At 60.7% G+C, this 21,093-nt stretch carries 20 protein-coding genes; 9 read left to right on the top strand and 11 right to left on the bottom strand.

Annotation, left to right across the window (positions count from 1 at the left end; translation table 11 throughout):
- Positions 1-30: 30 nt before the first annotated feature.
- Positions 31-693: a DUF1120 domain-containing protein gene (locus DYL59_RS20130; RefSeq protein WP_135290728.1), complete on the bottom strand. Its 663-nt coding sequence runs from the start codon at positions 691-693 to the stop codon at positions 31-33.
- Positions 694-1,184: 491 nt separating this feature from the next.
- Between DYL59_RS20130 and ppx the strand changes: the two genes are divergently transcribed.
- Complete coding sequence (gene ppx, locus DYL59_RS20135; protein ID WP_135290729.1) at positions 1,185-2,687, top strand: exopolyphosphatase; 1,503 nt, start codon at positions 1,185-1,187, stop codon at positions 2,685-2,687.
- A 139-nt stretch (positions 2,688-2,826) separates the two neighbouring features.
- On the opposite strand, the gene ppk1 is transcribed toward ppx, so the two are convergent.
- Together ppk1 and hemB are read right to left on the bottom strand one after the other, a co-directional pair.
- Positions 2,827-5,049 carry a polyphosphate kinase 1 gene (gene ppk1, locus DYL59_RS20140; protein ID WP_135290730.1) on the bottom strand — a complete coding sequence of 741 codons (2,223 nt, stop codon included), beginning with the start codon at positions 5,047-5,049 and terminating at the stop codon, positions 2,827-2,829.
- Between the two features lie 18 nt (positions 5,050-5,067).
- Positions 5,068-6,081, bottom strand: a complete 1,014-nt coding sequence (gene hemB, locus DYL59_RS20145) for a porphobilinogen synthase (protein WP_135290731.1) — start codon at positions 6,079-6,081, stop codon at positions 5,068-5,070.
- A 209-nt stretch (positions 6,082-6,290) separates the two neighbouring features.
- Here hemB and DYL59_RS20150 point away from each other — a divergent pair, with 209 nt between their 5' ends.
- Complete coding sequence (locus tag DYL59_RS20150; protein WP_135290732.1) at positions 6,291-6,926, top strand: DedA family protein; 636 nt, start codon at positions 6,291-6,293, stop codon at positions 6,924-6,926.
- On the opposite strand, the gene DYL59_RS20155 is transcribed toward DYL59_RS20150, so the two are convergent.
- Positions 6,907-8,142: a sterol desaturase family protein gene (locus DYL59_RS20155; protein ID WP_135290733.1), complete on the bottom strand. Its 1,236-nt coding sequence runs from the start codon at positions 8,140-8,142 to the stop codon at positions 6,907-6,909. The two genes, DYL59_RS20150 and DYL59_RS20155, sit on opposite strands and share 20 nt — an antisense overlap.
- A gap of 116 nt (positions 8,143-8,258) precedes the next feature.
- On the opposite strand from DYL59_RS20155, the gene elbB reads away from it, so the two are divergent.
- On the top strand, positions 8,259-8,924 hold the full coding sequence (gene elbB / locus DYL59_RS20160; RefSeq protein ID WP_135290734.1) for an isoprenoid biosynthesis glyoxalase ElbB: 666 nt from the start codon (positions 8,259-8,261) through the stop codon (positions 8,922-8,924).
- Here the strand turns inward: elbB and DYL59_RS20165 are convergent.
- Positions 8,921-9,376, bottom strand: coding sequence for a YaiI/YqxD family protein (locus DYL59_RS20165; protein WP_135290735.1), 456 nt, complete (start codon positions 9,374-9,376; stop codon positions 8,921-8,923). The two genes, elbB and DYL59_RS20165, sit on opposite strands and share 4 nt — an antisense overlap.
- A gap of 157 nt (positions 9,377-9,533) precedes the next feature.
- Positions 9,534-11,429: an FTR1 family protein gene (locus DYL59_RS20170; RefSeq protein WP_135290736.1), complete on the bottom strand. Its 1,896-nt coding sequence runs from the start codon at positions 11,427-11,429 to the stop codon at positions 9,534-9,536.
- Between the two features lie 267 nt (positions 11,430-11,696).
- Here DYL59_RS20170 and DYL59_RS20175 point away from each other — a divergent pair, with 267 nt between their 5' ends.
- The 4 genes from DYL59_RS20175 to DYL59_RS20190 are packed head-to-tail and all read left to right on the top strand — an operon-like array spanning position 11,697 to position 14,840.
- A complete protein-coding gene (locus DYL59_RS20175) occupies positions 11,697-13,091 on the top strand; it encodes a COG3014 family protein (RefSeq protein ID WP_135290737.1) in 1,395 nt (464 codons plus the stop codon).
- 10 nt (positions 13,092-13,101) lie between these two features.
- Positions 13,102-13,473: a YcfL family putative periplasmic lipoprotein gene (locus tag DYL59_RS20180; RefSeq protein ID WP_038844227.1), complete on the top strand. Its 372-nt coding sequence runs from the start codon at positions 13,102-13,104 to the stop codon at positions 13,471-13,473.
- A 35-nt stretch (positions 13,474-13,508) separates the two neighbouring features.
- On the top strand, positions 13,509-14,096 hold the full coding sequence (gene lpoB, locus DYL59_RS20185) for a penicillin-binding protein activator LpoB (protein WP_135290738.1): 588 nt from the start codon (positions 13,509-13,511) through the stop codon (positions 14,094-14,096).
- A 3-nt stretch (positions 14,097-14,099) separates the two neighbouring features.
- Complete coding sequence (locus DYL59_RS20190; protein WP_135290739.1) at positions 14,100-14,840, top strand: penicillin-binding protein activator LpoB; 741 nt, start codon at positions 14,100-14,102, stop codon at positions 14,838-14,840.
- Between the two features lie 140 nt (positions 14,841-14,980).
- On the opposite strand, the gene DYL59_RS20195 is transcribed toward DYL59_RS20190, so the two are convergent.
- The 3 genes from DYL59_RS20195 to DYL59_RS20205 all read right to left on the bottom strand — a co-directional run bounded on the left by DYL59_RS20195 (position 14,981) and on the right by DYL59_RS20205 (position 18,149).
- Positions 14,981-15,613, bottom strand: coding sequence for a LysE family transporter (locus DYL59_RS20195; protein ID WP_135290740.1), 633 nt, complete (start codon positions 15,611-15,613; stop codon positions 14,981-14,983).
- Positions 15,614-15,684: 71 nt separating this feature from the next.
- Positions 15,685-16,239 carry a mechanosensitive ion channel family protein gene (locus DYL59_RS20200; protein WP_135290741.1) on the bottom strand — a complete coding sequence of 185 codons (555 nt, stop codon included), beginning with the start codon at positions 16,237-16,239 and terminating at the stop codon, positions 15,685-15,687.
- Positions 16,239-18,149: an ATP-binding cassette domain-containing protein gene (locus DYL59_RS20205; protein WP_135290742.1), complete on the bottom strand. Its 1,911-nt coding sequence runs from the start codon at positions 18,147-18,149 to the stop codon at positions 16,239-16,241. Before DYL59_RS20205 ends, DYL59_RS20200 begins: the two co-directional genes overlap by 1 nt.
- A 50-nt stretch (positions 18,150-18,199) precedes the next feature.
- Between DYL59_RS20205 and DYL59_RS20210 the strand changes: the two genes are divergently transcribed.
- Positions 18,200-18,664: a TIGR02444 family protein gene (locus tag DYL59_RS20210; protein ID WP_135290743.1), complete on the top strand. Its 465-nt coding sequence runs from the start codon at positions 18,200-18,202 to the stop codon at positions 18,662-18,664.
- On the opposite strand, the gene DYL59_RS20215 is transcribed toward DYL59_RS20210, so the two are convergent.
- The gene (locus DYL59_RS20215; protein WP_135290744.1) at positions 18,661-19,803 is read right to left on the bottom strand and encodes an AlgP family protein; all 1,143 of its coding nucleotides are present in this window, start codon (positions 19,801-19,803) and stop codon (positions 18,661-18,663) included. The two genes, DYL59_RS20210 and DYL59_RS20215, sit on opposite strands and share 4 nt — an antisense overlap.
- A gap of 193 nt (positions 19,804-19,996) precedes the next feature.
- Between DYL59_RS20215 and DYL59_RS20220 the strand changes: the two genes are divergently transcribed.
- The gene (locus tag DYL59_RS20220; protein ID WP_135290745.1) at positions 19,997-20,674 is read left to right on the top strand and encodes an FKBP-type peptidyl-prolyl cis-trans isomerase; all 678 of its coding nucleotides are present in this window, start codon (positions 19,997-19,999) and stop codon (positions 20,672-20,674) included.
- A 54-nt stretch (positions 20,675-20,728) separates the two neighbouring features.
- On the opposite strand, the gene DYL59_RS20225 is transcribed toward DYL59_RS20220, so the two are convergent.
- Positions 20,729-21,093, bottom strand: a 365-nt coding sequence (locus tag DYL59_RS20225) for an Rsd/AlgQ family anti-sigma factor (RefSeq protein WP_135290746.1), incomplete at its 5' end; no start/stop codon positions are given.

A 21,093-nucleotide genomic window follows, 5' to 3' on the forward strand; every position in this document is an offset into this window, starting at 1 on the left:
TGACCCACTTGTACCGGCCTCAACTATCACTTAGAGATAACGCAATTCAAGTGTCGCCTGACCATCCAGATTGACTTGATTACTCATATCAAGCTCGGCGGTCTTGTTAATGACCGCCTGAACTTCCAGGTTGCCTGTTACGGTATTGACTTGCGCCGGTGTAACCGCCGAACCTGTGCGCCAGGTGGATATATTCGCCGTGTGGCCCAAGGCTTCGGTGCTGCGGGGGTCCCAAGTTCCACCGTAGCCTTCATCGGTAATCACATAAGCGGGTTTACCGTCGGCTAACGAGTTGCGCAAGTGCACCACATACCCGCCAATCTTTTGCCCCTTCGCGGTAGCCCCCAGCCCGTAGTTGTAGTTATCCCGGTAGCCGGTGCCGAATTGCGAAGTCATCAGGCCAGGTATCCGAGTACTCGAACGGTTGTCCACCACCTTTACGCCAATTTTGGCCTTGGCATTGCTGCCGCAGCGAATGGCATAGGGCGTACTTTTCTTCGCCAACTTGGTGTAGCTGGTCGGGCTGAGGGTATTCGGGTCAATGCGGCCATAATCGATAACCGCGTTGCCAATTGTAAAGCTGCAACTGGCGGGGGCTATATAACCTTTGACTTTCAAGTCCGCTGCTTGAGCACTCAAGCTGACGGCCGCCAACAACAGCGAACCTGCAATAACACTGATTTTATATTTCATGAAGCATCACCTCTCGCGTAGGGAAAACAGCTGATAACGAGCAAGGCGACTTTCGATCCCGTGCACACATGACCGAACTGCCTACTCACTAAAATTTGAATCGACACATAAATAACACCACGACATCAATGCCGAGCCAAAGTATTAACACTTCCCCCCTCAAATAAAGCCGGAAAAAATATCAAAACGCGTAAGACCAATCAGTGACTACCCTTCCTGAAGGGCCAGAAAGATGTGTGAATTGCAAAACCCTTCAAGAGGGTTAATACGAAACCGCGTAGGAAATAGTTCGGGCACCTGAAAACAAAGGCTTTAAAAAATGCGGACCACAACAACTATCTAACTTGTAATACGTTCGTCATAAAAAGTTCCTACACGCTGCTAAGAACACTCTTATCGAGAGACTCAGTGGAAATCCCCTGGCACTACGCGTTGGCGCCAGCGGTCGATCGTGGCAGGATGACAAGGTTATCGACCGAGACCCCCAAACCATGCCGCAATCCCAAGCCAAGAATCTGTCCCTGATCGCCGCCATCGACCTGGGCTCCAACAGCTTTCACATGGTCGTGGCCAAGGCCCAGAACGGCGAAATCCGCATCCTTGAGCGGCTCGGCGAGAAAGTACAACTGGCTGCAGGGATCGACGACGAGCGCAAGCTCAATGAAGAATCCATGCAACGCGGGCTCGATTGCCTCAAGCGTTTTGCCCAGTTGATCAACGGCATGCCCCTGGGCGCCGTGCGCATCGTAGGTACCAACGCCCTGCGTGAAGCGCGCAACCGTGGCGAATTCATCCGCCGCGCCGAAGAGATTCTGGGGCACCCCGTAGAAGTCATCTCCGGCCGTGAAGAAGCCCGCCTGATCTACCTCGGTGTGTCCCACACCCTGGCCGACACCCCCGGCAAACGCCTGGTTGCCGACATCGGCGGCGGCAGTACCGAGTTCATCATCGGCCAGCGCTTCGAGCCGCTGCTGCGCGAAAGCCTGCAAATGGGCTGCGTCAGCTACACCCAGCGTTATTTCAAGGACGGCAAGATCACCCCGGCACGCTACGCCCAGGCCTACACGGCGGCGCGGCTGGAGATCATGAGCATCGAGCACGCCCTGCACCGCCTGACCTGGGATGAAGCCATCGGTTCGTCCGGCACCATCCGTGCCATCGGCCTGGCGCTCAAGGCCGGCGGCCATGGCACCGGCGAAGTCAACGCCGAAGGCCTGGCGTGGCTCAAGCGCAAACTGTTCAAGCTGGGGGACGCCGAGAAGATCGACTTCGACGGCATCAAACCCGACCGCCGCACTATTTTCCCGGCAGGCCTGGCGATTCTCGAAGCCATCTTCGATGCCCTCGAACTGCAACGCATGGACCACTGCGACGGCGCCCTGCGCGAAGGCGTGCTCTACGACCTGCTAGGCCGTCATCACCACGAAGACGTGCGTGAGCGCACTCTCAGCTCGCTGATGGAGCGTTATCACGTCGACCTGCAACAAGCGGCGCGGGTGGAACGCAAAGCCCTGCACGCCTTCGACCAGGTGGCCGAAGACTGGGACCTGGAAGACGGTGTGTGGCGCGAACTGCTCGGCTGGGCCGCCAAGGTGCATGAAGTGGGCCTGGATATCGCCCACTACCATTACCACAAGCACGGCGCTTACCTGATCGAACACTCGGACCTGGCCGGTTTCTCCCGCGAAGACCAGCAAATGCTCGCCTTGCTGGTGCGCGGCCACCGCCGCAACATCCCCAAGGACAAGTTTGCCGAGTTCGGTGATGAAGGCATCAAGCTGATTCGCCTGTGCGTGCTGCTGCGCTTTGCGATCCTGTTCCACCACATCCGTGGCACTCAGGAAATGCCCCAGGTGACCCTGCGCGCCAATGGCGAGAGCCTGGACGTGCTGTTCCCCAAAGGCTGGCTGGAAGAGAACCAACTGACCCAGGCAGACTTTGCGCAGGAAGCGGAGTGGCTGACGCGGGTTGGGTTCGTGCTGAACGTGCGCTAACGCGCCCTAAAGAACACTGCAAAAACAAATGTGGGAGGGGGCTTGCTCCCGATAGCGGTGTGTCAGTCAGTACATCTGGCACTGACCCATCGCTATCGGGAGCAAGCCCCCTCCCACATTTTTAGACCCAGTTGGGCTGTTAGTTCACCGTCAGAATAGGGCTACCCAACCGCTCCAACAGCGTCGCCTGCGCGCTGCGCGGGTTCTGGTTGCCGGTTGGCGTGTTGCGCACGTAGCGCCCGTCCGACTGCAGGCTCCAGCTGTGGGTGTTGTCGGTGAGGTAGCTTTCCAGCTCCTTCTTGACCCGCATGATCAGCTTCTTGCCTTCCACCGGGAAGCAGGTTTCTACCCGCTTATCGAGGTTGCGCTCCATCCAGTCGGCGCTGGAGAGGAACATCTGCTCTTCCCCGCCATTGAGGAAGTAGAACACCCGGGTGTGCTCCAGGAAGCGGCCGATGATCGAGCGCACATGGATGTTGTGCGACACGCCGACGATACCGGGGCGCAGGCAGCACATGCCACGCACCACCAGGTCGATGCGCACGCCAGACTGGCTGGCCTTGTACAGCGCGCGGATGATCTTTGGATCGGTCAGCGAGTTGAACTTGGCGATGATGTGCGCCGGCTTGCCGTCGAGGGCGAACTGGGTTTCGCGGGCAATCATGTCGAGCATGCCCTTCTTGAGGGTGAACGGCGCGTGCAGCAGCTTTTTCATGCGCAACGTTTTGCCCATGCCGATCAACTGGCTGAACAGCTTGCCGACGTCTTCACACAAGGCATCGTCGGAGGTCAGCAGGCTGTAGTCGGTGTAGAGCTTGGCGTTGCCGGCGTGGTAGTTGCCGGTGCCCAAGTGGGCATAGCGCACGATCTCCCCGGCTTCGCGGCGCAAGATCAACATCATCTTGGCGTGGGTCTTGAACCCAACCACGCCGTAGATCACCACCGCGCCCGCTGCTTGCAGGCGGCTGGCCAGTTGCAGGTTGGACTCTTCGTCGAACCGCGCACGCAGCTCGATCACCGCCGTGACTTCCTTGCCGTTACGCGCAGCGTCCACCAGGGCGTCGACGATTTCCGAGTTGGCGCCGGAGCGGTACAGCGTTTGGCGTACGGCCAATACGTGCGGGTCCTTGGCGGCCTGGCGCAGCAGGTCGACCACCGGGGTGAAGGACTCGAACGGGTGCAGCAACAGGATGTCCTGCTTGCTCACCACGCTGAAAATGTTCTCGCTGTTTTGCAGCAGTTTCGGGATCTGCGGCGTGAACGGCGTGTATTGCAGCTCCGGGTGGCTGTCCAGGCCGGTGATGCTGAACAGGCGCGTCAGGTTCACCGGGCCGTTGACTTGATACAGCTCCGACTCGGCCAGGTTGAATTGCTTGAGCAGGTAGTCCGACAGGTGTTTCGGGCAGGTATCCGCCACTTCCAGGCGCACTGCATCGCCGTAGCGCCGCGAGAACAGCTCACCGCGCAGGGCACGGGCCAGGTCTTCGACGTCTTCGGAGTCCAGCGCCAGGTCGGCGTTTCGGGTCAGGCGGAACTGGTAGCAGCCTTTTACTTTCATGCCCTGGAACAGATCGTCCGCATGCGCATGGATCATTGAGGACAGGAATACATAGTTATCGCCAGGGCCACCCACCTCTTCCGGTACCTTGATGATCCGTGGCAACAGACGCGGTGCCGGGATGATCGCCAGGCCCGAATCGCGACCGAAGGCGTCGATACCTTCAAGCTCGACGATAAAGTTGAGGCTCTTGTTCACCAGCAACGGGAACGGGTGCGTCGGGTCGAGGCCGATAGGGGTGATGATGGGCGAAATCTCGTCGCGGAAGTAACGACGTACCCAGGTCTTGATTTTGGTGGTCCAGTGACGGCGACGGATGAAGCGGACCTGATGTTTTTCCAGTTCCGGCAGCAGGATGTCGTTGAGGATCGCGTATTGGCGGTCCACATGGCCGTGTACCAGTTCACTGATGCGCGCCAGGGCCTGGTGCGGTTGCAGGCCGTCGGCACCGGCTTGCTCACGGGCGAAGGTGATCTGCTTCTTGAGGCCGGCCACACGAATTTCGAAGAACTCGTCCAGGTTGCTGGAGAAGATCAGCAGGAATTTCAGCCGCTCCAGCAAGGGGTAGGACTCATCCAGCGCCTGTTCCAGCACGCGGATGTTGAATTGCAGTTGGGACAGCTCACGGTGGATGTACAGGCTGCTGTCATCCAGGTTGGTCACCGCGGCCACCGGCGCCGGCACAGGCGGCTCGGCCACCACGGCGGGCGGGGCTGGCTCCAGCTCCGGCGGGGTTTCGGTGACTTGTTCAACCACCGGGTGAGCGTCTTTTACAGCAACGTCTGTGAGTCCTTCGGTATTCATCGAGTGTTCCTGTGAGGGCTAGTGTTGCTCTCTAAGCAATTGAGCGGCGCGGGCGGCGAAGTAGGTCAGAATGCCATCAGCCCCGGCGCGTTTAAAGGCTGTCAGGGACTCGAGAATCACCCCTTCACTCAGCCAACCATTCTGTATTGCAGCCATGTGCATCGCGTATTCGCCACTGACCTGATAGACAAAGGTCGGCACTTTGAATTCCTCTTTGACCCGGTAAAGGATGTCGAGGTACGGCATCCCCGGCTTGACCATCACCATGTCGGCCCCTTCAGCCAGGTCGGCCGCCACTTCGTGCAGGGCTTCATGGCTGTTGGCCGGGTCCATCTGGTATGAGGCTTTGTTGGCCTTGCCCAGGTTGAGGGCCGAGCCCACCGCATCGCGGAACGGTCCGTAATAGGCGCTGGCGTACTTGGCCGAGTAGGCCATGATCCGCACATTGACGTGGCCGGCCAGTTCCAGGGCTTCGCGAATCGCCTGGATGCGCCCATCCATCATGTCCGACGGTGCAACCACCTGGGCGCCTGCTGCGGCGTGGGACAAGGCCTGCTTGACCAGTGCATCGACGGTGATGTCGTTCTGAACATAGCCGTCCTCGTCGAGAATGCCATCCTGGCCGTGGGTGGTGAACGGGTCCAGGGCCACGTCGGTGATCACCCCAAGCTCCGGGAAACGCTCGCGCAAGGCGCGGGTGGCACGCTGGGCGATGCCGTGCGGGTTCCAGGCTTCGGCGGCGTCCAGGGACTTGAGTTCGGCAGGCGTGACCGGGAACAGCGCCAGCGCAGGTATGCCCAACTCGACCCAACCCGCCGCCTCGATCAGCAACTGATCAATGGTCAAGCGCTCCACACCCGGCATCGATGCCACCGCTTCGCGCCGATTCTCACCGTCGAGCACAAATACCGGCAGGATCAGATCATTGGTCGTCAGCACGTTTTCACGCACCAAGCGGCGAGAAAAATCATCACGGCGATTGCGACGCAGGCGGGTAGCGGGGAACAGGCGATTGGCAGGGGTAAAGCTCACGACAGACTCCTGAGCCCGCGTAATACGGGCGAGCGTTGCAGTTATAAGCGGCCATTATGACGAAGGTATGACAGTTGTGCTTGCCGATGCGACCTGTAGCCGCATTCGTCGTTTATGTAGGAATTGTTCACTTCGTGACACATCTCGATACTTTCATGAATGTTCACGAAGGCGTAGGCTGCGCGTTCATTTCGCCAGCACCCCAGACCATGCTTCAACAATTTCTGCATGACTTCGGCTACTTTGCGCTCTTTTTGGGCACGTTCTTCGAAGGCGAGACCATCCTGGTTCTCGCAGGCTTCCTGGCGTTCCGTGGGTACATGGATATCAACCTGGTGGTGGTCGTTGCCTTCTTTGGCAGCTACGCCGGCGATCAGCTTTGGTACTACATGGGCCGCAAGCACGGCCGCAAGTTGTTGGCGCGCAAACCCCGCTGGCAATTGATGGGCGACAAGGCCCTGGGGCACATCCGTAAGCACCCGGATCTGTGGGTGTTGAGCTTCCGCTTCGTCTACGGATTGCGCACGGTCATGCCGGTAGCGATTGGCCTGTCTGGCTACCCCCCGTTGCGTTATCTGATCCTCAACGGCATTGGCGCGGCGATCTGGGCCGCGGCACTCGGCGCTGCGGCCTACCACTTCGGCGCAGTGCTCGAAGGCATGCTGGGCAGCGTCAAGAAATACGAGCTATGGGTGCTGGGCGCACTGTTGTTGCTGGGCTTTGGCCTGTGGCTGCGTCGCCGCTTCAAGAACGCTCGCATTGCCCGTCAGGCCTGTGCCGACGCCAAGGCCCGGCTCGCAGCCCAGCCGGCGTCGGTAGAAGCGCCTAAGACACCAGTGGAGTAAGCCGGCTTCTGCAGCAGTAGAGGCCAATCACGCTGAGCAGGCTGTAGCTCGCCAGGCCCAGCCAGCCCAGGTTGCTGGCGGGCCACAGGCCCACCAGCGGCGCCAGCCACACCAGCGGTACATTCAGCGCCAGGCGCGCCACTTCGGCCTTGAGTGCCCACGGGCGATTCTCCAGGGCCACGCCCAAGGTAAACAACCCCAGCGCCATCGCACCCCAGCCCACAATCAGTGCCGCCGTGGGCAACCCCTCGCCCACATTCATCAAATAACTGCCAAAGCCCACATACGCAGCAAATTGCAGAGCGATGTACACCTGCTGGCGCACATCCAGCGCCACCTCGAATTTTCGGAACTGACTCAAATCGTGCTTGGCCAACGGGTACTTGGCCTTCACATCCGCCGGGCGCCAGCCGGTGCGCATAAACCAGATGCGCAGCTTGTCCCACCAACGCTCGGTGCGCCGCGCATCACTCCATAGCTGTGCGTAAAACTGCAGGTTGGCCCACAGCGGATTCCAGCTGGCCAGGGGGGTGGTCACGCCGAAAATCACCGGTTCGTTGTCGTCTTCTTCCTGGAAGGTGCCGAACAGCCGGTCCCAAATAATGAACACCCCGCCGTAGTTGCGATCCATGTAGAGAGCGTTCTGCGCATGATGGGCCCGATGATTGGAGGGTGTGACGAAGAACCACTCGTACCAGCCCAGCTTGGGCACATGGCGGGTGTGCACCCAGAATTGATACAGCAAGTTAAGGGATGCCACGCTGATAAACACCACCAGCGGCACGCCGACCACGGCCAGGGGCAGGTAGAAGATCCAGCTCAGCAGAAAGCCGGTGCTGGTCTGGCGCAGGGCGGTGCTGAGGTTGTAGTCCTCACTCTGGTGATGCACCGAGTGGGCAGCCCAGAGGATATTGCGCTCATGGCCCATACGGTGCAGCCAGTAGTAGCAGAAGTCGTAGAACACAAAGGCGAACACCCAGGTCCAGACGCTCTGGGCAGGCAGCTCGAACAGTGCCAGGTGCTTGAGGGCAAAGGCGTAGGTCAAAATCCCCACGCCTTTGGTCAGCAGGCCCGTGGTGGTCGACAACACGCCGGTGCTGAGGCTGTTGATGGCGTCTGCCACCCGGTAGTTGCGCTCACCACGCCAGCGGTCGGCAAGCAGCTCTACCACGATCAAGGCGATGAAAAACGGTACCGCGTAAGGCACGAAGTCCATGGTCTGGTCCGGTTTGTTTTTGTTACATCTAGAGTAGGTGTAGTGCCGCCAAGCCCCATTGGCAACAGGTGACAAATTAGTAGACATTTAACGCCATGACCCCAGGAGAAATGCCCATGAGCAAAAAGATTGCAGTGATCCTTTCCGGCTGCGGCGTGTATGACGGCACAGAGATCCACGAAAGCGTGATCACCCTGCTGCGCCTGGACCAGCGCGGTGCTCAGGTCCAATGCTTTGCCCCCGATATTGCGCAGTTGCATGTGATCAATCACCTGACCGGCGAGGAAATGCCCGAGTCACGCAATGTGCTGGTGGAATCGGCCCGCATCGCACGGGGAGAAGTGAAGGACATCCGTGAAGCCAACGCCGACGACTTCGACGCACTGATCGTGCCCGGAGGGTTTGGCGCGGCGAAGAACCTGTCGAACTTTGCGGTGGAGGGCGCCGGTTGCAGCGTCAACCCAGAGGTTTTGGCCTTGGCCGAGGCGTTTGCTGAATCGGGCAAGCCGGTCGGGCTGATCTGCATCTCCCCTGCCCTGGCCGCGAAAATTTACGGCCCTGGCGTGACCTGCACCATCGGCACCTGCCCCGATACCGCAGCGGCCCTGGACAAGATGGGCGCCAACCACCAGGAGTGCGCGGTGGAAGACATCGTCGAAGACACGGCGCGCAAGCTGGTGAGCACACCGGCCTACATGCTGGGCAAGAACATCAGCGAGGTGGCTTCGGGGATCAACAAGCTGGTGGATCGGGTGCTGGAGCTGACCCACGAGAACGATTAACCGGCTCGCGTCAGCCGCGTCAAAATCCGGTCCAGGGCATTGGCAAACGCCTGCTTGTCCTTTTCCCCATGGGGCGGTGGCCCGCCGCCCATTTGACCTTGCTCACGCAGGTCGGTGAACAGGTTGCGCACTGCCAACCGCTCACTCATGTTCGCCGGGCTGAACTCCTTGCCCCGTGGGTCGAGGGCGGTGACGCCCTTCTTCACCAGGCGATCCGCCAGCGGCACATCGCTGCAAATCACCAACTCGCCTGGCACCGCGTGCTCTACCAGGTAGTCATCTGCCGCATCCGGGCCGCTGGGTACCACGATCAGTTTTACGCAGGAAAAACTCGGTTTGATCTGGCTTTGCCCGGCCACCAGCACCACCTCGAACTGGCGCTTGAGGGCGAACTTGACCACTTGGTCCTTGGCTGCCCGGGGGCAGGCGTCGGCATCGATCCATACGCGCATAAACACTCCTTCCAGAAACAACATCGATCCAATGTGGGAGCGGCGGTGCGACGATTCGACTTGCTCGCGAATGCGGTGCATCAGCTTGCCTATATGTGGCTGACCCACCGCTTTCGCGAGCAAGCCCGCTCCCACACTGACTGTGCCCACTTAAGACTTAAGCAGTAACGCGACGCTTCTCGGCCAATCGACTACGGCCATACAGCACCACAATCGCCAGGATCGCCACCGCCTGCGCACTCAACGAGTACGCATCGGCATGAATCCCCAGCCAGTCAAAGTCAAAGAACGCCACCGGTCGCGTGCCGAAGATGCCGGCTTCCTGCAATGCCTTCACGCCATGCCCGGCAAACACCACCGACAGCGCGCACAACAGCGCCGCGTTGATGCCAAAGAACAACGCCAGCGGCAGCTTGGCCGAACCGCGCAGGATCACCCACGCCAGGCCCACCAGCAGCACCAACGCTGTAGCGCCACCCGCCAACACCGCGTTGTGCCCGGCCGGGCCCGCTTGCAGCCACAGGGTTTCGTAGAACAGGATCACTTCGAACAGCTCGCGGTACACCGAGAAGAACGCCAGCATCGCAAACCCAAAGCGCCCGCCGCCGCCCACCAGGCTGCTTTTGATGTAGTCCTGCCAGGCAGCTGCGTGGCGACGGTCGTGCATCCACACCCCCAGCCACAGCACCATCACACTGGCGAACAGCGCGGTGCAGCCTTCGAGCAATTCGCGCTGGGCGCCGCTCACGTCGATCACGTAGGCGGCCAACGCCCAGGTGGCCAAGCCCGCCAACAGCGCCAGGCCCCACCCCACGTTGACGCTGCGCACCGCCGACTGCTGGCCGGTGTTGCGCAGGAAGGCGAGGATCGCCGCCAGTACCAGGATCGCTTCCAGCCCTTCACGCAGCAGGATCAGCAAGCCGGAGATGTAGCTCAACGACCAGCTCAAGCCGTCGCTGCCCAGCAGGCCGGCAGATTCGGTGAGTTTGCCCTTGGCCACGTCCAGGCGCTGTTGCACCTGCTCCACGGGCAAGCCGTCCTGCAACGACTGCCGGTAGGCCATCAGGGCCTTCTCGGTGTCCTTGCGCACGTTGGCGTCGACGTTGTCCAGGGAGCTTTCCACCAGCTCGAAGCCCTCCAGGTACGCGGCAACCGACAGGTCGTAGGCCTGTTCATGGTCACCATTGCGGAACGCGGCGAGGCTCTTGTCCAACGTGGTGGCGGTATAGTCGAGCAACTGCGCGGGGCCGCGCTTGACCTGGGGCGGTTGCGCACGCTGGGCGCGGAAGGTCGCCGCGGCGGCTGGGCCGTTGGCGGCCAGCACTTCATTGGGGGTTTGGCGGGCCAAGTCAGCAAGGTTGAATGGCTGCTCGGTCTTCGCTGCTGCCGGGTCGGCGGTGAAGCCCGCGATGTAAGTGGCCAGGTCCCAGCGCTGGCGGTCGTCCAGTTGGTCGGCGAACGACGGCATATCGGTGCCTTCGACGCCCAGGCCCAGGGTGTTGTAGATCGCGTACAGGCTCAGGCGATCCAGGCGCGTGGCGTCCGTGAGGTTGGCGGGCGGCGGCGTCATGCCCATGCCCGCCGGGCCATCGCCTGCACCGGCAGCGCCGTGGCACACCGAGCAATGCTGGGCATAGAGCGGGGCGCCACGGGTGGGGTCGGGAGTAATGGCCGGGGCTTGGCTCACTTCATAGGCAACCGCGAGTTGGGCGCCCAATTGCCGGGCCTGACGGGCCACTGTCGCGCCATCCTGATGGGCGACTACAGCGGCTTTCAGTTCGTCGACGCCTTTGACCAACGCGTCGCGCTCCGGGCGTTGCGGCAGTTCTGCGACCAAGCCTTGCAACACCCCTAGAAACTCGACCTGCTCACGGTATTCAGACTCATCAATCACCTTGCCCGCCTCCACCGTGGGAGGGTAGTCAGCGCCAATGTAGTCCAGCAAATGCAGGGCTTGCGGGGCGCCTTCGGCCGTCGCGGCCATCAGGTTGACGCTGCACGACATCAACGCCGGCAACAGCAGCCAGGCGAGAAAACGGAAGGGGGCAGTCATGAATGAATCTCAAGGGGAAATACGAAGTAACACATTGTTAAGCCTTAGACGCTTTGACTCAAGGCGTTAGTGATTTGGCGATTGGAAGGCCAAGGTATTTCAGCTGAGCGGTGATGGCGTTTTGTCGATTGCATCACATCAATAAGCCATTGTTTTGCCAGTAACCGGGTTTATAATGCCGCGCCCTGTTAGTGCCAAAGGGAATTTCATTCCTCATTTTTATGAGGAATTACCACACCGATTCAATACTTTCAGGGAAGAAGTAGCATGGCATTCCGCGCCTTGACTCCGCTCGCACTCGCGGCGGTCACCTTGCTCTCCGGCTGTTCGATGTTCCGCAGCTACGACACCGAGCTGCAAGCCACCAACCAGCAATTGGCCACCGGTAATGTCGATGCCGCCTTGACCCTGCTGGAAAAAAACAACACCAGTGACGACAAAGACCTGCTCTATTTCTTTGAAAAGGGTGAGTTGCTGCGGGCCAAGGGCGACCTGACCGGCAGCCAGACCGCCTGGCGCAGTGCCGACCTGCAAGTCTACAAGTGGGAAGAGTCGGTCAAGTTCGACAGCGAAAAATACCTCGCCCAGTTCGGCAGTTTCCTGGTCAACGACAAGGTGCGCCGCTACGAAGGCTATGACTACGAAAAAGTCATGCTCACCACCCAGATGGCCCTGAACCTGCTGGCTCTGAATGACTTTGACGGCGCCCGCACCGAAATCAAGAAAACCCACGAGCGTGAAGCCGTCATCGCCGACCTGCGGGACAAGGAATACCTCAAGCGCGAGAACGAAGCCGAGCGCGAAGGTGTGACCACCCAGATGAAAGACCTGCGCGGCTACCCGGTGGAAGCGCTGGATGCACCCGAGGTGGTCGGCCTGAAAAACAGCTACCAGAGTGCCTTCAGCCATTACTTGGCCGGCTTCGTCTACGAAGCCTTGGGTGAAAAAGACCTGGCCGCCCCCGGCTACCGAAAGGCCGCCGAATTGCGCCCCAACACCCCTTTGCTTGAGCAAGCATTGCTGAACCTGGACAAATCCAAGGTCGGTGCCGACGAAAGTGAAGTGCTGATCGTCGTGCAGAGCGGCCTGGCACCGGCCCGCGACTCGATCCGCCTGCCGCTGCCGATCCCGATCAACGGCAACCTGGTGATCACCCCGCTGTCGTTCCCGGTGATCAAGGCCGATACCTCCACGGCAGCCTTCGCGCAGATCGGCGTCGACGGCCAGCAACAGAACCTCACCGCCCTTAACAGCACCACCGCCATGTCCCGCCGCGCCCTGCGTGACGACATGCCCGGGATCATCCTGCGTACCACGGTGCGTGCGGTGACCCGTGGCGTGGCGCAAAACAACCTGAACAAGACCAACCCCATGGCCGGCCTGGTATTGGGCATCGCCTCGGCCGTCACCGAAGGCGCCGACACCCGAACCTGGCGCACCCTGCCGGACATGACCCAGGTGACCCGCCTGCGCCTCAAGCATGGCGAGCACCAGGTCAGCCTGCCCAATGCCCTGGGCGGCACGCTGGTGACGGTCAAGGCCGATCAGCGCTACCAAGTGATCACCTTGCGCGTGGTCGGCAATCAAGTGTTCGCCGGCGGCCTTGCGGCGCACGTGGTACCGAGCCAGGCCACCCAAGCCATCGCCCTCAAACAACCTTAAGGAGCACGCTATGCGTCATTTCATCCTCGGCGCCCTGGCGCTGGTCCTGCTTGCCGGCTGCGCCACACCGCCGCCGCCGGAACCTGGCAGTGCCGCCAGCAAAATCGTAGTGATGGGCAAGTTCAAGGGCATCGCCGTCGGCGCCATCCGCGTGGCACGCGAGAACGGCTTTCTCACCGCCAAGGTGCAGTTGAGCAACATCACCAGCAGCAACCAGACGATGTATTACCGCTTTGCCTGGCTGGGCGCCGACGGCTTCCCAGTAGGCGATGAAGAAACCTGGAAAGTGCTGAACCTGTACGCCAACCAGGCCACCTTCCTGCCGGCCATTGCCAACCTGCCTCAAGCTGCGGACTTCCGCCTTGAAGTGAAGACGCCTTGACGCCCACCCCAATTCAGCTCTGGAGAGATGTCCCCATGTTTGCACGCTTTTCGATCCTTGCCGTCGTTGCCGTCCTGGCCAGCGGCTGCTCCAACACGTCGCCGGTACTGGGCAGCAAGAACATCAGCTACGGCGATACCAAGGCCGTGGAAACGGTGACCAACGAGTTCGGCTCCACCGACCTGCAGATGATCGCCGAAGGCATGACCCGCTCCCTGGCTCAGTCCGGCATCCTGCAAGGCCGCCCTGTGGTGCAGGTGTACGACGTAAAGAACAAGACCAGCGAGTACATCGATACCCGTGAGATCACCACCTCGATCAAGACCCAGCTGATGAAAACCGGCACCGCCCGCTTCGCCAGCGATAACACCGACATGCAAAGCCAGGTCGACCAGCTCAAGCTGCAAAACCAGAGTGGCCTGTACAAGAAGTCCACCGTGAGCAAGACCGGCAACATGGTCGCCGCCAAGTACCGCCTGGAAGGCTCCATCAGCTCGATCGTCAAGCGCAGCGCGGACTACAAGGACGTGTTCTACAAATTCAGCCTGCAACTGGTCGACGTCGAGAGCGGCCTGGCCGAATGGATGGACGAAAAAGAAATCCGCAAGACCACGGAGCGCTAAGCAATGCGTGCATGGATCGGCATGATCGGCTTGCTGTGCGCCTTTGGCGCCTCGGCCGCCCCGAAAATCGCGGTGACCGACCTGGCCTACGAGGCGCGGGTCGAGGAATACATTCACCAGGTATCGGCCAGCAATAACTTTCAGGCAAGCGCCTACCACGCCAGCGGCGCGTCGAACTATAGCGAGTACGAAAGCCGTACCAGCTATATCGAGCAGACTGAACTGCGCAAATTCAGTGGTGATATCAAGGGCGAGATCCTCAAGTCCCGCCAGTTCCAGCTGGTGCAGGGCACGCCCTACACTGCCGATGCCAAGGGTGACGTCTACGACGTGATCAAGCGCATCAAGGCTGGCAACTTCAAAGGTGCGGACTACGTGCTGTTCGGCACACTGTCGGACATCGACTTTACCCAAGACATCAACGCCCTGGACCACACCAACAGCTACTCAGCCGTGCTGGGCCTGACGCTGGTGGCGGATTTCAGCCTGATCAACACCCGCACCTATGAGATCACCTCGGCGTTCACCGCCATGGGTGAAGGCCAGGACACCAAGCTGGTGAACAGCCGCGATGTGCGCGTGAGCCTGAACCGGCCGCGGGTGGTGAAGGAAGTGTCGAAAGCGCTGGGTGAAGATGTGGCGCGCCAGTTGGCGGAGCAGTTGGGCGGTGGGTATCAGGAGCCTGGCCAGCCGGTGTTGCGTAACAACCTGCCAAGGGATGAAGCGCCGAAGATCTTGCGCTGACACTCATTAGATCAAGCAACACAAAACCAATGTGGGAGGGGGCTTGCCCCCGATGGTGGTGTATCAGTCAGCTAATCTGTAGCTGACCCACCGCTATCGGGAGCAAGCCCCCTCCCACATTTTTAACCCCGTTTCTTCAGTTACGCTGTCGCGCGATGCAGGCTGGCGAGGAACCCGGCGGCCCCCACAAACAACCCCGCAAACGTACGGTTCATCCGCTTCTGCTGCTTAGGCGTGCGCAACAACCGCAGCACCTTCGACGCCAACCCCGTATACCCCGCCATCACGATCATATCGACGGCGATCATCGTCGCCCCCAGGATCACATACTGGATCAACAACGGCGCCTGCGGGTTCACGAACTGCGGCAGCACCGCCAGCATGAACACCAAGGCCTTGGGGTTGCTGGCATTGACCAGAAAGCCTCGGAACATCATCGCCATCGGCTTACCGATCGGGCGCACAGCCGCGTCATCGGTCATGTCCATGGGCAGGGCACGCCACTGCTTGATGGCCAGGTACACCAAGTACGCCACGCCGAACCATTTGATCGCATAAAACGCTGTAGAGGACGTGGCCAGGATGGCGCCAAGGCCGCCGGCGACCACGGCAATCTGCATCGCCAGGCCGATTTGCAGGCCAATGGCGTTCCAGTAGCCGCGCACAAAACCGTATTGCAGGCCGCTGGACATCGAGGCGATGGCGCCTGCGCCGGGGGAAAGGGAGATGATCCAACTGGCCACGAAAAAGGCCAGCCATGTATCGAGTGCCATTACACACCTCGTTTCAAATTCGTCGTGAGCGTTAAGCTAACTCCGAGCAGCGAGGCCTGGCTATCGAATTTTTACGCGGGGGTGATCCAGCGGCGTACAGAGCGTTGGAAGAACAGGCTGTTGGGCACCTGCACCATCGCACTGTCGGTGCCGGCTTCGGCCACTTCGATCAGCGTGGTGTACAGCAGATTGATCGCAACCACCCGCCCCTTCACGCCGGGTTTGTCGACGGTGTCCACCAACTCGACGATATCGCCAATACGGAAAGGCCCTACGGTAAAAATCAAAATGGCGCACAACAGGTTGGACAGCACCGACCACATGGCAAAAAACGCCACGGCGGCGACCGCCACAAACCCCGACAAAGCGGTCCACAACACTGTGGCAGAGACGCCCAGGCGACCCAGCACAAAGATCAGCGCACTGCCCATGATCAACCAGCGCAAGCCACCGCGCAGCGGCATCAGCAATTGCGGCGGCAGCGGATAACGCTCGCCCAGGCGCGTGAGGCCTTTGGCGACAAAACGCTGGGCCAGGTAACCGGCCAGCAGGATCAGCAGGATTTGCACGCCGATCCAGATCGGTTCGATCCATTGCGCCGGCAGCGGCAGTTGCAGCGCCTCCATCAGGACAACGCCTCCAGCTCCGCTTGCAGGGTTTCGAGCAGTTCGAGGGCTTCCATCCAGGTTTCCTCCAACTGCCCTTCACGTACCTTGAGCTTGGCCTGTTCGGCCAGCAAGTCACGCAGCTCATCCTTGCGGGCGGCTTCATACACGGCGCTGTCGCCCAGGCTGGCTTCGATCTTGGCCAGGCGCTCATGCACCTTGCCAAGCTCGGCTTCCAGCTTGTCGGCTTCACGTTTGTGCGGCGCCAGTTGCTGACGCAACGCGGCGGCAGCCTGGCGCTGGGCTTTCTTGTCGGTCTTGTCCGGGTTGACCGGCGTGTTGCTGGCCGGCGCGTTGCGCAGGCGGTAGTCCGTCAGCCAACGAGCGTAGTCGTCCAGGTCGCCGTCGAACTCTTCGACTTTGCCGTCAGCCACCAGCAGGAAGTTGTCGGTGGTGCTCTTGAGCAAGTGGCGATCGTGAGACACCACCAGTACCGCACCACTGAACTCCTGCAAGGCCATGGTCAGCGCCAGGCGCATTTCCAGGTCCAGGTGGTTGGTGGGTTCGTCGAGCAGCAGCAGGTTCGGACGGTCCCAGGCGATCAGCGCCAGGGCCAGGCGGGCTTTTTCGCCACCGGAGAAATTCAGCACTGGCTCGTCGATGCGCGCCCCACGGAAGTCGAAGCCACCGAGGAAGTCGCGCAGGGTCTGTTCGCGCTCGGTCGGCGCCAGGCGTTGCAGGTGCAGCAACGGGCTGGCCTTGGCGTCGAGGGAATCCAACTGGTGCTGGGCAAAGTAGCCCACCACCGTGTTCTCGCCACGGGTCAGGCGACCGGCCAAAGGCTCAAGTTCGCCCGACAGGTTTTTGATCAGCGTCGACTTGCCCGCGCCGTTAGGGCCAAGCAAACCGATACGGGCACCCGGCGTGAGCTGCAGCTTGACCTTCTCCAGGATGGTTTTGTCGCCATAGCCCAGGCGCGCATCCGAGAGGTCCAACAGCGGGCTGGAGATTTTCACCGACTCGCGGAATACAAAGTCGAACGGCGAATCGACGTGGGCCGCCGACAGCTCTTCCATGCGCTCCAGGGCCTTGATCCGGCTTTGTGCCTGGCGGGCCTTGGTGGCCTGGGCCTTGAACCGGGCAATGTAGCTTTCCATGTGCGCGCGCTGCGCCTGTTGCTTCTCGTAGGCTTGTTGCTGCTGGGCCAGGCGTTCGGCACGGGCGCGTTCGAACGCGGTGTAGCCGCCACGGTAGAGGGTGATCTTCTTTTGTTCGACGTGGGCGATGTTGTCCACCACCGCATCGAGAAAGTCCCGGTCGTGGGAAATCAGCAGCAAGGTGCCCTGGTAGCTCTTGAGGAAGTCTTCCAGCCACAGGATCGCATCGAGGTCCAAGTGGTTGGTGGGTTCGTCGAGCAGCAACAGGTCCGAGGGGCACATCAGCGCCTGGGCCAGGTTCAGGCGCATGCGCCAGCCACCGGAGAAGTCGGCGACCGGGCGGTCCATCTGTTCGTTGGTAAAGCCAAGGCCGGCAAGCATCTTGCGAGCGCGGGCGTCGGCGGTGTAGCCGTCGGCACTGTCGAGTTCCGCGTGCAGGCGTGCCTGGGCGGCGCCGTCCTGGGTTTTCTCGGCCTCGGCCAGGTCGTGTTGCACCTGGCGCAGACGCAGGTCGCCATCGAGCACGTAGTCGATCGCGATGCGGTCCAGGGTGTCGATCTCCTGGCGCATATGGGCGATGCGCCAGTCGGCGGGCAGCAAGCAGTCCCCGGAATCCGGGGTCAGCTCACCCAGCAGCAGGGCGAACAACGTGGATTTGCCGGCGCCGTTGGCACCGATCAGGCCGGCTTTGTGACCGGCGTGCAGGGTCAGCTCGGCGTCTTCAAGAAGACGTTGCGGGCCACGCTGTAATGTTAGGCTTTGAAGTCGGATCATAATGGCGGCGGAGTCTACCAGCTTCGTTGGCCGCTGGCTTGGGTGTGAATATGTGCGCTGACCTGTGGAGCTTTGCCCTCTCGACTTACGCCCGCTCAGGGTGCGAAGCCGCTTGCCTGCGCTTGCAGGATCAAGGCGCGGATGTGTGCCTGTTGCTGTGTGGCCTGTGGCTGGAGCAGCGCGGTGTGGCGGTTGAGCGTGAGCGCGTGCAGGCGCTGCAACAGCTTGCCCGGCCGTGGCGCACTGACGTGATCGAACCCTTGCGACGCGTGCGTGTGCAGTGGCGTGCCCTGGCGCAGCAGGATGAGCCGTTGGCAGCATTGCGCGAGCGGGTCAAAGCCCTGGAGTTGGATGCCGAGCGACAGTTGCTGACGCGCTTGGAGGCGCTTGCCCAGGGATGGACGACGGGTGTGGCAGGTCAGCAGCAATGGCTTGAAGGACTGGCGGCCGAAGATGCCGCCAACCTTGACCACGACGCGCTGCAGCAGCTGCGCGTCGTGGCCACCAGCACTTAGGAAGCGCTGGTTGGGGTGGTGCTTGGCGCTGCCGGTGCAGGGGTGCTGCTGGCCGGTGCGGCCGGAGCGGCGGATGCTGCCGGTGCAGCGGCAGGGGCCGCAGGCTTGGCAACAGCTGGCTTGGCTACTGGCTTCGCGGCTGGTTTGGCAGCAGCAGGCTTGGCAGCTGGCTTCGCGGCTGGCTTGGCAGCAGCAGGTTTGGCGGCTGGCTTCGCGGCTGGTTTGGCAGCAGCAGGTTTGGCGGCTGGCTTCGCGGCTGGTTTGGCAGCAGCAGGTTTGGCGGCTGGCTTCGCGGCTGGTTTGGCAGCAGCAGGTTTGGCAGCTGGCTTCGCGGCTGGTTTCGCAGCAGCGGTTTTAGCCGCTGGCTTCGCGGCCGGTTTCGCAGCAGCAGTTTTAGCTACTGGCTTGCCGGCTGGTTTGGCAGCAGCAGTTTTAGCTACTGGCTTGGCGGCTGGTTTGGCAGCAGCGGTTTTAGCCGCTGGCTTGGCGGCTGGTTTCGCAGCAGCAGTTTTAGCAGCTGGCTTGGCGGCTGGTTTGGCAGCAGCAGTTTTGGCAGCTGGCTTGGCGGCTGGTTTGGCAGCAGCAGTTTTGGCAGCTGGCTTGGCGGCTGGTTTGGCAGCAGCAGTTTTGGCGGCTGGCTTGGCGGCTGGTTTGGCAGCAGCAGTTTTGGCAGCTGGCTTAGCGGCTGGTTTGGCAGCAGCGGTTTTAGCGACTGGCTTGGCAACTGCTTTTGCCGGGGTACGAGCGCCCAGTACTTTAGCGACCGCTTCCTTCACACGACCAACGCCCTGGGCCAGTTTCAGGCTTTCCTGAGCATCTTTTTTGAGTTGGGAAATGTAGGTGCGGGTTTCAGCTTGGCGATTTTTGAGGGCGTCCAGCAGGTCCTCAAGTTCTTTGACGGCGTCTTTGGCTTTGGCTTGTGCCTTGGCCTTGCCGGCAGTGGCGGCGTCTTGCAGTTTGGTGCGGGATTTGTGCAGCTTCTCTTGCGCTTTACCGCGTTGTTTTTCCAGCTTGGCGAGCAGCTTTTCTGCATCGGCCAAGGCTTGGGAACAAGCGCTTTCCAGATGTTCGAGCAAGCTGCCCGAAAGTTGTTGGAGTAAATGCAACGGGGTATTAACAGGCTTCTGTTTGGCCGACATGGTTTACCTCCTGGCTGACGTGGGTGCGGCTCATACTAGCCCTCTGCTCTTACCGCCGCTAGGGCATGTTGACAGTATCGTTTGCCTTGCGTTGCACCACGCGAAAATTCTTATCGTTATAACGAAAATACGCGGCACTTTTTACTCATTCACACTGGCATAATCCGTCGCACTTTCGGCGGGAGAATGCCCCATGTCGCGTTACCTTTTTCTTGTGCTGGGCCTGGCGATTTCAGTGGCCAATGCCAGCGAGCAATCGCCTACCAAAACCACTGAGCAGGATCAGCACGACCTCGCCTACAGCCTGGGCGCCAGCCTCGGTGAACGCCTGCGCCAGGAGGTTCCCGACCTGCAGATCCAAGCCCTGATCGATGGCCTCAAGCAAGCCTACCAAGGCAAGCCCCTGGCGCTGGAAAACGCACGTATCGAACAGCTTCTCGCCCAGCACGAAGCGCAAAGCGAAGCCGACGCCCAGGCACCTCAAAGCGAAAAAGCCCTGGTGGCCGAACAACAATTCCTAAGCAAAGAAAAAGCCGTCAAAGGCGTACGCGAACTGGCAGATGGAATCCTGCTCACCGAACTCACTGCCGGCACTGGCACCAAGCCGTTGGCCAGCGATCAGGTTCAGGTGAAATATGTGGGGCGTCTACCCGATGGAACCGTGTTCGATCAGAGCACCCAGCCGCAGTGGTTTCGCCTGGACAGTGTGATCAGCGGCTGGAGCAGTGCGCTGCAACAGATGCCGGTAGGTGCAAAATGGCGCTTGGTGATTCCATCGGCCCAAGCCTACGGAGCTGAGGGTGCAGGCGAGTTGATTGCCCCCTATACGCCGCTGGTGTTCGAGATCGAATTGCTCGGCACTCGCCACTGACCCAATAAAAAACGGCGCGCCATGCGCACCGTTTTTTTTTACCACCACCGTAGGTCACGCCTGGGTGGCAGGCTCTTCGCTGTGGGCGGTATGCAACACTTCAATCAGGCAATCTTCCAACTCGAAACGCTCATGGAGCAGACCGCCGAGCTCCTTGAATTTTTCAGCAACACATTTGCCTTCATCGCACAGATCGTTGAATGCCAGCAGCTTCTCGGTGATCACATCAATACGCGGGTAGAGAGTGTCAGCCAACTCCAGGCCACGTGTGTCATTGAAGGCTTTTGCTTCGCCAGTCAGTTGCTCGTAGATCTCGAAGTGCCCCGCAGACACGTAGTCCACCAACGACCCGCAAAACTCTTGTAGCGGCTTGTGGTTCTCAGACAATGCCGCAGGCTTGTCGCCAAGAGCATCATAGG

Source organism: Pseudomonas kairouanensis (assembly GCF_004682055.1).
GTDB lineage: Bacteria > Pseudomonadota > Gammaproteobacteria > Pseudomonadales > Pseudomonadaceae > Aquipseudomonas > Aquipseudomonas kairouanensis.